This window comes from Pseudomonas neuropathica (assembly GCF_015461835.1).
Classification (GTDB): Bacteria; Pseudomonadota; Gammaproteobacteria; order Pseudomonadales; family Pseudomonadaceae; genus Aquipseudomonas; species Aquipseudomonas neuropathica.
Genome location: NZ_JACOPX010000003.1, coordinates 307,161 through 319,749, shown reverse-complemented (window position 1 = coordinate 319,749; position 12,589 = coordinate 307,161). Strand labels below are relative to the sequence as shown.

Sequence of the window (12,589 nt, the reverse complement as noted above, 5' to 3'; positions counted from 1 at the left end):
CCCCCCGGGAGAGGGCTAGTGAGGGGCTCTTGCTTTGGCTTTCCCCCAGACATAAAAAAACGCCAGACTAGCTGGCGTTTTTTGTTACCGACAAGCGCTTAAGAACGAGCACGAGCCTGGTTACGCAGGGCTTTCACCTGGTCGTGGTTGCGTTGTACGCCGTGGTACTGGCGTTCAACCAGATCACGAATGCCGACCAGATTGTGCTTGTTGATTTTCTCAAGAGCTTCTTTGTAGGCCTTCAGCGCATGGTCTTCACCGCGCTCGGCTTCGTTCAGCACAGCCTCTTCGTCTTTGCCGGTGAACATGGCTTTGACGTCGACCCAGCGACGGTGCAGGTCACCGCTGACGCTGGTAGAGGTTTCCGGATCGCCGCCCAGCTTGCGAACTTCGGCTTGCAGTTCTGCTGCAGCGGTGGCGCAATCAGCGGAGCGAGTTACAAACAGGGTTTTCAGTTCTGGGTGCTTGATGTCTTCAGCGCAAGTCTTGAACCCTTCCTGACCGTCCTTGCTGGTTTCAATCAGGTCATTGAGTACAGAGATGGCTTCTTTATTCATGTCGGTCATTTTTCAATTCCTTGCGATTGGTTGAAGATGCAAGGGATATTGCAGTGTGCATGCCAGCATTTTTATTTTAAAAAAAACTTATAAATCAGTTAGTTAAAGATAAGTGAACTATCTGTATCACGGTTATTTGCATGATCTGTCATTTGGCCTGCATGCAGAATGCCTGTATTTTCCAAGCTGATTTGAAGCCAGACGATCTCACCGATGAATCCTGAAAAACTCGAACTGCTGATCACCCGCGAAATGCCCTTCGGTAAATACAAAGGCCGGATCATTGCCGACCTGCCGGGGCCATACCTGAACTGGTTTGCCCGTGAAGGTTTCCCGCACGGCGAACTCGGTGGCTTGCTCGCACTGATGCAGGAGATCGACCATAACGGCCTCTCGGACCTGCTCGAACCGCTGCGTGCCAAACACGGCAAACCCGCACCGCGCCATTGACGCGCCCTCCTCTCTCTTGAGTCAGCCGACCATGCCCGATAACACCCGCCGCGCCCGTGACGAAGCCTTTTGGCGAACGTTCGCCGATCGCTACGACGTTCAACCCGGTCCCGTGAACCTGGAAAACGGTTATTTCGGGCGCATGTCGCGCACGGTGATCGAGGAATACCAGCGCAACATCGAGCTGATCAACACCAGCAACTCGGTGTACGTGCGCCAGCGTTTCGAGCAGCACGACAACCTCGATATCCGCGCGCAACTGGCCGAGTTGATTGGCGTACGCGCGCAGTGTGTGGCGTTCACCCGCAATGCCACCGAAGGCCTGCAGTCGCTGATTCGCAACTACAACCGCTTGCAACCGGGCGATCAGGTGCTGATCAGCGATCTGGAATACGACACGGTCAAAGGCGCCATGCGCTGGCTCGCCAGGCAGCGCGGCGCCGAGGTGATCGAGATTGCTCACGCGCACCCGGCGAGCTACGACAGCCTGGTGGAGACTTACCGCGAAGCCTTCGTCGGTCATCCGCAAATCAAACTGATGGCCCTGACTCACGTCACTCACCGCACCGGTCTGGTCATGCCGGTGCAAGCCATCGCCGCGCTGGCCAAAAAGCATGGTGTCGATGTCATCCTCGACGGCGCCCATGCGCTCGGTCAGATCGAGTTCGATCTTGATGCCCTCGGCATCGCTTTCGCCGGATACAACCTGCACAAATGGATCGGCGCACCGCTCACCCTCGGATTCCTCTACATCGCGCCGCAACGCTTGGCCGATATCGATCCGGACATGGATGAAATGCATTACCCGGCCAATGATATCCGTGCGCGCACGTCGTACAGCACGCCCAACATTCCGGCGCTGATGACCCTGCCGCTGGTGTTCGAAGAGCACCGTTCCCTCGGCGGCGCTCCGGCCAAAGGTGCTCGCCTCAATTATCTGCGCAACCTCTGGGTCAGTGCGGTGCGGCACTTGCCGGGCATCGAAGTGATGACGCCAGACGACCCTCGGCTGTATTGCGGCATCACATCCATGCGCTTCACTCGACATGACGATCAACAGGCGATGGCCGAACGTCTGCTCAACGACTACAACCTGTTCACCGTGGTGCGCCATGGCGCAGCCAGCGGGCCGAGCATCCGCATTACACCGGGGCTGACCACCACCGCTGCCGACATGCAGTTACTGGTGCGGGCGCTGAACGAGCTGCGCTAAAACACCGTGATCAGGTATTTGTCATAGCCCGCCACGCCGATCTGCGATGACAGTGCAAAGGTGTCGACGCCGATCGTCAGGTTGCCGAAGTAGCCGTCCTCCGGGCCATCGTCTGTGATCGGCCGCAACGCCAGCCGAACGGCGTCTTTATCAGTGGCTGTGCAATTGCAGGCACAGGGCAGATGCAGGCGCCCCGCCCAGGCCTCCTGGTACAGCTGCGGCTGTTGATCGTCATTGGCGATGGCGACGCTCAGAGCGATGCATGAAAAGGCAGTTTGCCGATCCGGGTAAAGGCTGGTGAAACGAACGATGCCTTTACTGTCGGTCGACTGACTGCCGCACAGTGTGTCGGTGCCAAGGTGCTGCTCGATGCGGACCACGGCGCCACTGACCGGCTCGCCGGTCATGGCATCGACCAGGGCCAGCCGCAATAGAAGAGGCAAGCCTTCGATGCCCGCGCTGATGTTGCGCACCTTGCCCTTGCTGTTGTGCCAATCGAAACTGCCAACCACGGGCAACTGCCGCGGGTGCAGAGCGTTGACTGATAAAGCTAAAGATTGATGGTCGTCCATGAGGCGTTCTCTCTTCCGTAAGATGAACGCAGATTAGCGCCACGCAAACGCGGCTGTGCGGTAACTATGTATCGCGTGATGTCCTGACACTTTCTTCAAGGCAAAAAAAAACGGTGCACCGACCAAGCGCACCGTAAAGCCGTAGAACACACAACGAAGTGTCTGGTAACAATCAGTCCAGCAGCGCCAGTGCCTCAGCGGTGCATTCCTGAATACGGGCCCAGTCGCCGTTCTTGATCCACTCCGGATCAAGCATCCAGCTACCGCCCACGCACATGACGTTTTTCAGCGCCATGTAGCTCTTGATGTTGGCCGGGCCGACACCGCCAGTCGGGCAGAATTTCACTTCGCCGAACGGACCGCCGAGGGCTTTGATTGCCGCCACGCCACCGCTGACTTCAGCCGGGAACAGCTTGAAGCGGCGATAACCCAGACCGTAGCCTTCCATGATGCCGGAGGCGTTGCTGATGCCCGGCAACAGCGGAATCGGGCTGTCGACACTGGCTTCGAGCAGGTCACGGGTGATGCCTGGGGTGACGATGAACTGCGAGCCAGCGGCTTCGGCAGCCGCGAGCATGTTGCGATCGAGCACGGTGCCGGCACCGGTCATCAATTCCGGACGCTGGTCGCGCAGGATCTGGATGGCCTTGAGGCCAAACTGCGAACGCAGGGTCACTTCCAGCGCGGTCAGACCACCGGCGGCCAGGGCGTCGGCCAGTGGCAGCACGTCCTGTTCGCGGGCGATGGTGATCACCGGCAGGATCCGCGCCTTGGCGCAGAGGCTGTCGATCAGGGCAACTTTGTCCGCCATGGAAACGGTCGGGGATGGGGTTGTCATAGCGGCTGTTCCTTGGCTCATGGGCACCAGTAAATCTCTAACGTAGGTTGCAGAAACGCGCGCACCGGCATGGCGGCGACGTCGGATGCCAGTGCGGCATTCAGGGTGGTCAGTTTCGACTGACCGGAAATCGACAGAATCTTGTGTTTGGCCGAGGCCAGCAGCGCACGGCTCATGGTCAGACGCTGACGCGGCACGCTCGGCGCCAGCATCGGCCAGCAACGGCGCGTGCCATCAGCCTGCAGCGCTTCGGCGAGGTTCGGGCTGTCGGGGAACAGCGACGCCGTGTGGCCGTCATCACCCATGCCCAGCACCAGCACGTCAATCGGCGGCAATTCGGCAAGCAAGCGATCAGCCTGTTCAGCAGCCTGCTCGACGTTGGCCGCCGCGCTATACAGGCTGAGGAACTGCGCCTTGGCCGCCGGGCCTCTGAGCAGATACTGCTTGAGCAGACCGGCATTACTGTCGGCATGTTCAACCGGTACCCAGCGCTCGTCGGCGAGGGTCACGACGACCTTCGACCAGTCCAGTTCCTGCTTGGCCAGGTGCTGGAAAAACGCCACCGGGCTACGACCGCCCGACACCACCAGCACCGCGTTGCCGCGTGCCGCAATGGCCTCGCTCAATTGCTTGGCGACGTTCAGCGCCAGACCTTCGGCCAACAACACCGGGCTTTTGAATTCGTGAGCGTTCACGCCCGCAGGCAGTTGCACATCAGATATCGCCATACCACGACCTCCCGTCCCGCGTGATCAATGCAATGGAGCTCATCGGCCCCCACGACCCGGCCGCATACGGCTTGGGCGCGTCACCGGATTTTTTCCACCCGGCGATCAGTTGGTCACACCACTTCCACGCGGCTTCGATTTCATCTTTACGGACAAACAGGTTCTGATTGCCGTTCATCACTTCCAGCAACAACCGCTCATAGGCATCGGGGATCCGCGCGCTACGCCAGGTGTCGGAGAAATTCAGTTGCAGCGGGCCGCTGCGCAGTTGCATGCCTTTGTCCAGGCCCTGCTCTTTGGTCATCACGCGCAAGGAAATGCCTTCGTCCGGTTGCAGGCGAATGATCAGTTTGTTGCTGATCTGCAAACGCTGCTCAGGGGCGAAGATGTAGTGCGACGGTTCCTTGAAGTGGATGACGATCTGCGACAGTTTTTGCGGCATGCGTTTGCCGGTGCGCAGGTAGAACGGCACGCCGGCCCAGCGCCAGTTGCGGATATCGGCACGCAAAGCGACGAAGGTTTCGGTGTCGCTCTGGGTGTTGGAATTCGGTTCTTCGAGGTAACCCGGTACCGATTTGCCTTCGCTGTGGCCAGCGATGTACTGGCCGCGCACCACCTGAGTGGTGAGGCCTTCCGGACTGATCGGCGCGAGCGCCTTGAGCACTTTTACCTTTTCGTCGCGGATGCTGTCGGCGGACAGGTCGGCCGGCGGGTCCATGGCAATCAGGCACAGCAACTGCAACAGGTGATTCTGGATCATGTCGCGCAGTTGGCCGGCCTTGTCGAAGTAGCCCCAACGGCCTTCGATACCAACCTTCTCGGCCACGGTGATTTCCACGTGGGAGATGTAATTCTGGTTCCACTGGGTTTCGAACAGGCTGTTGGCGAAACGCAGGGCGATCAGGTTCTGAACGGTTTCTTTGCCCAGGTAGTGGTCGATGCGGTAGGTGCGGTTCTCCGGGAAGAACTGCGCTACGGCGTCGTTAACCTTGCGCGAGGATTCGAGGTCGGAGCCGATCGGTTTTTCCAGTACCACGCGGGTGTTTTCCGCCAGACCGACTTTCGCCAGGTTCTCGCAGATCGCGCCATACACCGCTGCTGGTGTGGCGAAATAGGCAATCATGCGTTGCGTGCTGCCGGCCAGTTCGGCCAGCGCCACGTAGTCTTCGGATTTGAGGAAGTCGACGTGCAGGTAGGTCAGGCGTGCGAGAAAACGCTCAGCGACCGCCTCGTCCAGCTCTTTGCCCACATAGCGGCGCAGTTCGGCGGCGATGAACGCCATGTGCTGTTGCTCGGAACCTTCTTCACGGGCCAACGCGATGATGCGCGTGTCCTCGTGCAACAGATCGGCGCCATCGAGGTGATAAAGGGCAGGAAACAGCTTGCGCAGGGCCAGATCGCCAAGCGCGCCGAACAAGGCAAAGGTGCACGGTTCAACCGTAATCGAAGGCATGATGTTTGTTCTTTTATCAAGTTAAGCTACAAATACCTTTTTTCAAGGCATCACTCAAGGGAAAATGTAGTAATAACCACAACATTTTCGCAAAATACAGATTCCGAGTGGTGGTCGGTCGGAGCCATCAGTAGGATAGGCCACCGTTACGGGCCATATCAAAGGCCCAATTTGCATAGCCCGGCGCACCTTTGCGCAGGTGAATTAGGAATTCCATATGGACCGCGTGCGAAATTTACTGGAACAGATCCAGAGTCGCCTTGAAGACCTGAACAAGGCCGAACGCAAAGTCGCCGAGGTGATCCTGCTCAACCCGCAGCAGGCCACCCGCTTCAGCATCGCCGCCCTCGCCCAGGCAGCCTCGGTGAGCGAACCGACGGTCAACCGTTTCTGCCGTTCGTTCGGTGTCAGCGGCTATCCCGAACTCAAACTGCAACTGGCGCAGAGTCTGGCCAGTGGCGCGGCGTATGTCAGCCGCGCGGTCGAGGCCGACGACAATCCCGAGGCGTACACGCAGAAGATTTTCGGCAGCGCCATCGCCTCGCTGGACAGTGCTTGCCAGGCGCTCGATCCGAACCTGATCAGCCGCGCCGTCGACCTGTTGATTCAGGCGCGGCAGATCCACTTCTTCGGCCTCGGCGCTTCGGCACCAGTGGCACTGGATGCGCAGCACAAGTTCTTCCGCTTCAACCTCGCCGTCACCGCGCACGCCGACGTGTTGATGCAGCGAATGATTGCTTCGGTGGCGCACACCGGTGAGTTGTTCGTGATCATTTCCTACACCGGACGCACCCGCGAGCTGGTCGAAGTGGCGCGCATTGCTCGCGAGAACGGCGCTTCGGTATTGGGTTTGACGGCGGAGAACTCGCCGCTGGCCAAGGCGAGCACCTTGAGCCTGAATATTCCGCTGCCGGAAGACACCGACATTTATATGCCGATGACGTCGCGGATCATTCAGTTGACCGTGCTGGATGTGTTGGCGACGGGGATGACCTTGCGTCGTGGCGTGGATTTCCAGCCGCATCTGCGCAAGATCAAAGAGAGTTTGAATGCCAGCCGGTATCCGGTTGGAGATGAATTCAACTGAAGATCAAAAGCCCCTCACCCCAGCCCTCTCCCGGAGGGAGAGGGAGCCGACCGAGGTGTCTTGCGCTGTACATCGACCTGAAACACCGAGTCGATTATGGATTCAGCGCTGCACTTTCACGTCGGCGTAACTCTTAAGCATCCCCCATTCGGTCCCCTCTCCCCCCGGGAGAGGGCTAGGGTGAGGGGCTATGATGTGACTGACACACTCAAGCCGCCGCCCACGCCTGCAAACTCAAATGCGCCTTCTCCCCCGGCGCCAGATGCAGACTGTCAGTCCCACCCGCCGCCGCTTCCACGCAGACAAACTCCGAAATCTCATCCCACGTCACGCCCAACAACGGCCGCGCGCCCGGATGCCACACCACCGTATCCGCACTGTCACCGGTATCAATGCACAACTCGCGCTGCCAGGCGTGATCTTTCAGCTGCAATTCACCGTCATGCTGGAACACCCGCTGACAGCCGCCATCGACCCGCAACTCGCCTTCCTGCTGACAAATCTGCCGATTCAACTGGTCATAGCCCTGCGCCCCTTCAAGCCCAGACAGCGCTATCTCACCGACATCACCAATACGCCAGTAAGCGTGCAAAGCCTGGCTCAACTGGCACGGCATGTCATCCTGATGCTCGGTACTCAGGCGTAATTCCATGCGTTCGCCAAGGTGTGCGTGCAGGTCAACCTGCCAGTCGCATAGCTGCAATTGCCAATGCAGGCGCACGCCATCTTCGGCGCTGCTGCTGTCGAGCAGCTTCCAGTCGAGCAAGCGCGCCCAACCATGCGATGGCCAGGCGTTTTCGCTGGGATGACGGCCATACCACGGCCAGCACACCGGCACACCACCGCGAATAGCGCCGACATGCGGCCACTTCGCCGCACACCACAACCACGGCTTTTGCCCGCGCGGCTGAAAGTGCAGCAACTGCGCACCCTGACGACTGAACACCGCCTGACACAGCGGATGATCGATCACCAACACGTCGCGCATCTGATAGCGCTCCCAGGCGAACACCGGTTGTTCACGCAGGGATTTGAAGAAGCGTTGTAGCGGATGCTCATGCATTTGCCACGGTTCCGAATTCAACTGTCATGGGCTGCGCAAACCCCCCAAAAAAAAGCGGACAGCCTGGGCTGTCCGCAAATATGCGCACATAGAGAGGAGCTTATCGCAGACGCGTTAGAACGTAGACTGAATTTTCAGGCCAGCGACCAAAGCGTTGTCCACTTCATCCACACCGCCCGGGTGAGTGATGTACTGCAGGTTAGGACGTACGGTCAGCCAGTTGGTGACGTGGAAGCCGTAGTTGATCTCGTAGTTGTATTCGGTTTCACGAATCGGCGAGAACACCGGATTGTCGTAGTCCGAAACACCGTTGGAAGCATTCAGCAGCTCGGCGTTTTTCTTCACGTCGTCGTTGACGTGGATACGCGCCGCGCCAATGCCGACGTCATCCTTCGGACGCGCGTCGAACGGGCCTTTGTAGACAAACATCACCGACTGGTAGTTGTCGATGAAGTTGGTGTCTTTGTCGTGGAACGTGGCGTTGGCCGCGATATTCAGACCGCGAGAAGCATCACCGTTGTGGCTGGTGAGTTGCTGTTGCGCCACGAACCAGTAGCCGCTTTTGCTGCTGTGGGTTTTGTACGCGTCGCCAGTGGTGGCGGCGTCGAAACCGTTGACGTCTTCACGAACGTCGTCGGCGTCCGCCGTGCTCTTGTAGTAACCGACGCGGTATTCGCCCGGCAGGCTGTTGACCTTCGGCGACCAGACCAACTCAACCGGCAACACAGTACCTTTGGTGCCGCTGCCGCTGAGCTTGAAGCCGTTGCCGTGTTCCAGCTGCGACGGGTTCTGGTTGTACGCACCGATCTGCGCGTAGAGCTCGTCGTTGATGTTGTACTTCACGCGGATCGCGGCCTGGCTGACCGGCCAGTTGTACCAGATGTTGGTTGCCCAGTTACCCACTTGGGAACCGCAGAACGCGAGGTTCTGGAAGTCGCACGGGAAGGTGTTGAAGTCTTCGCCTTCACCGAAGTAACCGGCCTTGACGTCGAGTTTGTTGTCGAAGAACTGGTGCTGAATCCACAACTGGGTCAGACGCACCATGTGGCCACGGCCGTAAACTTCTTGCGACGAACTCAAGGTGCCGGCACGCGGATCGCCAACGCGGTCGTTGGAGATGTTGTAGCCGTTACGGTTGGTCAGCTGGATCTTCGCCTGAGTGTTATCCCAGCCCCACAGCTTTTGCAGATCGAGTGCCACGCCCAGACCGAACTGGTCAGCGTAACGCGCGGTCTTGTCGTCGTTGTAGCCACCGTGCAGGTTGCCACCGACTTCCCCAACGTAGTCAGCCTTGATGTCGATACCCTGCTCGATCAGCTTGGTACGCTCGCCACCCCAGTCGCCGGTCATCCATTTCGAATCGGAACTGAAGGCATCCGCCGCCATGGCGTTACCGGCCAGCACCAAGGCCGCCGCAGCCGACACTTGGCAGATCAACCGGGCATTGACGTGTTTCTTTTTCATCCCTACATCCTCGTCTTTATTGTTATTAACTGTTTTTATCTAACGCGGTTTACATAAAGTGCGATGGATTACAGGCAATCCACCGCGTGCTCCTTGTAGGAGTGAGCCTGCTCGCGATAGCGGTTTTACATTCAACATCTCTGTCGACTGATACACCGTCATCGCGAGCAGGCTCACTCCTACACTGTTCTTCAGCGGCCTTTGAATTGCGCCACGTTCGCAGACCGCGCATCGGTCTGTGGTTGACCGGCAGTGCCGAGGCGCTCACCGGTGTTGGCATCAAACAACAGCACTTTCGACGGATCGAATTGCAGCGTCAGGTTCTCGCCCACCTGCGGTGCCACATCCGGCGCCAGACGGCAGCAGACTTTGGTGTCATTGAGGTTGACGAACACCAGGGTGTCCGGACCGGTCGGCTCGGTGACCTGCACTTCGGCACGAATGCTCGGCAGACCATTGCCCTCGCCGTTCGCCAGCACGATTTGCTCCGGGCGCAGGCCGAGGATCACTTCGCGATCTTCAAGGCCGGCGTCCTGCATACTCATCGGTAACTCGCAGCGCGCCTGACCGCTGTCGAGCAGCGCCAGCAGACGACCGTCCTTGCGCTGCAGGCGCAGCGGAATGAAGTTCATCGGCGGCGAACCGATGAAACTCGCGACGAACAGGTTGGCCGGATCGTTGTAGATCTCTTTTGGCGTGCCGAACTGCTGGATGATGCCGTCCTTCATCACCGCCACCTTGTCGCCCAGAGTCATTGCTTCGATCTGGTCGTGGGTCACGTAGACCGTGGTGGTTTTCAGGCGCTGGTGCATCAGTTTCATTTCGGTGCGCATCTCGACGCGCAGCTTGGCGTCGAGGTTGGACAGCGGTTCATCGAACAGGTAGATCTTCGGCCGACGCGCCAGTGCACGGCCCATCGCCACGCGCTGTTGCTGACCACCGGAGAGCTGACCTGGCTTGCGGTTCAGCAGGTGTTCGATCTGCAACAGCTTGGCGACGCGCGCGACTTCTTCGTCGATCGCCGACTGCGGCATCTTGCGGATCTTCAGACCGAATTCGATGTTCTCGCGCACGCTCATGGTCGGGTACAGCGCGTAGGACTGGAACACCATGGCGATGTCACGATCCTTCGGGCTCATGCCGCTGACGTCCTGATCGCCGATCATGATCGCGCCGCCGGTGATGGTTTCCAGACCGGCGATGCAGTTCATCAGGGTCGACTTGCCGCAGCCCGACGGGCCGACGAGGATCAGGAATTCACCGTCCTTGATCGACAGTTCGATGTTCTTCAGGGTGTCCGGCAGGCCGGCACCGTAGGTCTTGTTGACGTTGCGAAGTTCGAGCGTTGCCATGATTACCCCTTGACTGCGCCGGCTGTCAGCCCGCGCACGAAATACTTGCCTGCGACCACATAGACCAGCAGGGTCGGCAGGCCGGCGATCATCGCCGCTGCCATATCAACGTTGTATTCCTTGGCGCCGGTGCTGGTGTTTACCAGGTTGTTCAGCGCCACCGTGATCGGTTGCGAATCGCCGCTGGAGAACACCACACCGAACAGGAAGTCGTTCCAGATCTGGGTGAACTGCCAGATCAGGCAAACCATGATGATCGGCGTCGACATCGGCAGAATGATGCGGCGGAAAATCGTGAAGAAACCCGCGCCGTCGAGGCGTGCAGCTTTCACCAGCGCATCCGGAATGCTCACGTAGTAGTTACGGAAGAACAGCGTGGTGAACGCCAGACCGTAAACCACGTGGATAAACACCAGACCGGTGGTGGTGCTCGCCAGGCCCATCTTGCCGAGGGTGAACGAGGCCGGCAGCAGCACGGTCTGGAACGGCAGGAAGCAGCCGAACAACAGCAGACCGAAGAACAACTGCGAACCACGGAAGCGCCAGAACGACAGCACATAACCGTTCAATGCACCGATGGCGGTGGAGATGATTACGGCCGGAACGGTGATCTTGATCGAGTTCCAGAAGTAACCGTCAACCGTGGCCCAGGCCTTGACCCAGCCAATGCCGCTGACCACGGTCGGCCAGCTCAACAGGTTGCCGGTGCTGATGTCTTCCGGGGTCTTGAAGCTGGTCAGCAACATGACCACCAGCGGCACCAGATAAAGCAGTACGGCGAGGATCAGCACCGCGTAGATCGCGATGCGACTCAGGCTGATCGCAGGTTTGGCAGCGAGACTAGTCATTGCGCTTGGTCCTCAGCTCGGAATACAGGTAAGGCACGATGATCGCGAGGATCGCACCGAGCATCAGAATCGCACTGGCCGAGCCCATGCCCATCTGGCCGCGACTGAAGGTGAAGGAATACATGAACATCGCCGGCAGGTCGGAGGAATAACCCGGGCCACCAGCGGTCATCGCCGCGACCAGGTCGAAGCTCTTGATCGCGATGTGCGCGAGGATCATCACCGCGCTGAAGAACACCGGACGCAGGCTTGGCAGCACCACTTTCCAGTAGATCGTCGGCATGCTCGCGCCGTCGATCTGTGCAGCGCGGATAATCGATTGGTCAACGCCACGCAGGCCGGCGAGGAACATCGCCATGATGAAGCCCGAGGCTTGCCAGACAGCGGCGATCACCAGGCAGTAAACCACGCGATCCGGGTCGATCAGCCAGTCGAGACGGAAGCCTTCCCAGCCCCAGTCACGCAATAATTTGTCCAGGCCCATGCCCGGGTTGAGCAGCCATTTCCATGCGGTACCGGTAACGATCATCGAGAGCGCCATCGGGTACAGGTAAATGGTGCGGATAAAGCCTTCGCGACGAATACGCTGGTCGAGGAACACCGCCAGCAACACGCCAATCACCAGGGTGATGCCGATGAACATACCGCCGAACACCGCGAGGTTTTTGCTCGCGACCCACCAGCGGTCGTTGTCGAACAACCGTGCGTATTGCGCCAGACCGGCCCACTTATAGTTGGGCAGGAAGGTCGAGGTGGTGAACGACAGAATGAACGTCCACAGGATGTAGCCATAGAAGCCCACCAGCACGATGAACATGCTCGGCGCCAGCACCAGTTTGGGTAGCCAGCGTTGCAATGCATCGAACGGCGAGGCCTTGCTGAACACAGCAACAGAACTCATGGGGAAATCCAGTACGAGAGAAAAGGACTACATGGGCAACTCGCCCCCTTGTAGGAGTGAGCC

13 protein-coding genes are annotated in these 12,589 nt (G+C 59.0%); 3 read left to right on the top strand and 10 right to left on the bottom strand.

Annotated elements, in window-relative coordinates:
• Positions 1-98: 98 nt before the first annotated feature.
• Positions 99-566, bottom strand: coding sequence for a ferritin-like domain-containing protein (locus tag H8F23_RS05300; protein WP_038369175.1), 468 nt, complete (start codon positions 564-566; stop codon positions 99-101).
• A 204-nt stretch (positions 567-770) separates the two neighbouring features.
• On the opposite strand from H8F23_RS05300, the gene H8F23_RS05295 reads away from it, so the two are divergent.
• Complete coding sequence (locus H8F23_RS05295) at positions 771-1,007, top strand: DUF3820 family protein (protein WP_003227425.1); 237 nt, start codon at positions 771-773, stop codon at positions 1,005-1,007.
• A 31-nt stretch (positions 1,008-1,038) separates the two neighbouring features.
• Positions 1,039-2,220 carry an aminotransferase class V-fold PLP-dependent enzyme gene (locus H8F23_RS05290; protein WP_194933640.1) on the top strand — a complete coding sequence of 394 codons (1,182 nt, stop codon included), beginning with the start codon at positions 1,039-1,041 and terminating at the stop codon, positions 2,218-2,220.
• On the opposite strand, the gene H8F23_RS05285 is transcribed toward H8F23_RS05290, so the two are convergent.
• From H8F23_RS05285 to zwf, 4 genes are all read right to left on the bottom strand, one after another.
• Complete coding sequence (locus H8F23_RS05285; protein WP_194933639.1) at positions 2,217-2,792, bottom strand: peptidase associated/transthyretin-like domain-containing protein; 576 nt, start codon at positions 2,790-2,792, stop codon at positions 2,217-2,219. The two genes, H8F23_RS05290 and H8F23_RS05285, sit on opposite strands and share 4 nt — an antisense overlap.
• Positions 2,793-2,964: 172 nt before the next feature.
• On the bottom strand, positions 2,965-3,630 hold the full coding sequence (locus tag H8F23_RS05280) for a bifunctional 4-hydroxy-2-oxoglutarate aldolase/2-dehydro-3-deoxy-phosphogluconate aldolase (protein ID WP_008082815.1): 666 nt from the start codon (positions 3,628-3,630) through the stop codon (positions 2,965-2,967).
• Between the two features lie 17 nt (positions 3,631-3,647).
• Positions 3,648-4,358, bottom strand: a complete 711-nt coding sequence (pgl, locus tag H8F23_RS05275; RefSeq protein WP_194933638.1) for a 6-phosphogluconolactonase — start codon at positions 4,356-4,358, stop codon at positions 3,648-3,650.
• Positions 4,345-5,811: a glucose-6-phosphate dehydrogenase gene (gene zwf, locus H8F23_RS05270; protein WP_064119140.1), complete on the bottom strand. Its 1,467-nt coding sequence runs from the start codon at positions 5,809-5,811 to the stop codon at positions 4,345-4,347. The genes pgl and zwf overlap by 14 nt, the downstream gene beginning before the upstream one ends.
• 226 nt (positions 5,812-6,037) lie before the next feature.
• Between zwf and H8F23_RS05265 the strand changes: the two genes are divergently transcribed.
• Positions 6,038-6,898: a MurR/RpiR family transcriptional regulator gene (locus H8F23_RS05265; RefSeq protein ID WP_171057240.1), complete on the top strand. Its 861-nt coding sequence runs from the start codon at positions 6,038-6,040 to the stop codon at positions 6,896-6,898.
• Between the two features lie 208 nt (positions 6,899-7,106).
• Here H8F23_RS05265 and H8F23_RS05260 read toward each other — a convergent pair whose 3' ends face one another.
• From H8F23_RS05260 to H8F23_RS05240, 5 genes are all read right to left on the bottom strand, one after another.
• Complete coding sequence (locus H8F23_RS05260; protein ID WP_093430701.1) at positions 7,107-7,961, bottom strand: D-hexose-6-phosphate mutarotase; 855 nt, start codon at positions 7,959-7,961, stop codon at positions 7,107-7,109.
• Between the two features lie 114 nt (positions 7,962-8,075).
• Positions 8,076-9,425 carry a carbohydrate porin gene (locus H8F23_RS05255; RefSeq protein ID WP_093430461.1) on the bottom strand — a complete coding sequence of 450 codons (1,350 nt, stop codon included), beginning with the start codon at positions 9,423-9,425 and terminating at the stop codon, positions 8,076-8,078.
• Between the two features lie 191 nt (positions 9,426-9,616).
• On the bottom strand, positions 9,617-10,777 hold the full coding sequence (locus H8F23_RS05250) for an ABC transporter ATP-binding protein (RefSeq protein ID WP_038369188.1): 1,161 nt from the start codon (positions 10,775-10,777) through the stop codon (positions 9,617-9,619).
• A 2-nt stretch (positions 10,778-10,779) separates the two neighbouring features.
• Entirely contained in the window at positions 10,780-11,625 is an 846-nt protein-coding gene (locus tag H8F23_RS05245) for a carbohydrate ABC transporter permease (protein ID WP_007917872.1), read from the bottom strand.
• The gene (locus H8F23_RS05240) at positions 11,618-12,526 is read right to left on the bottom strand and encodes a carbohydrate ABC transporter permease (RefSeq protein WP_095048188.1); all 909 of its coding nucleotides are present in this window, start codon (positions 12,524-12,526) and stop codon (positions 11,618-11,620) included. Before H8F23_RS05240 ends, H8F23_RS05245 begins: the two co-directional genes overlap by 8 nt.
• Positions 12,527-12,589: the final 63 nt, after the last annotated feature.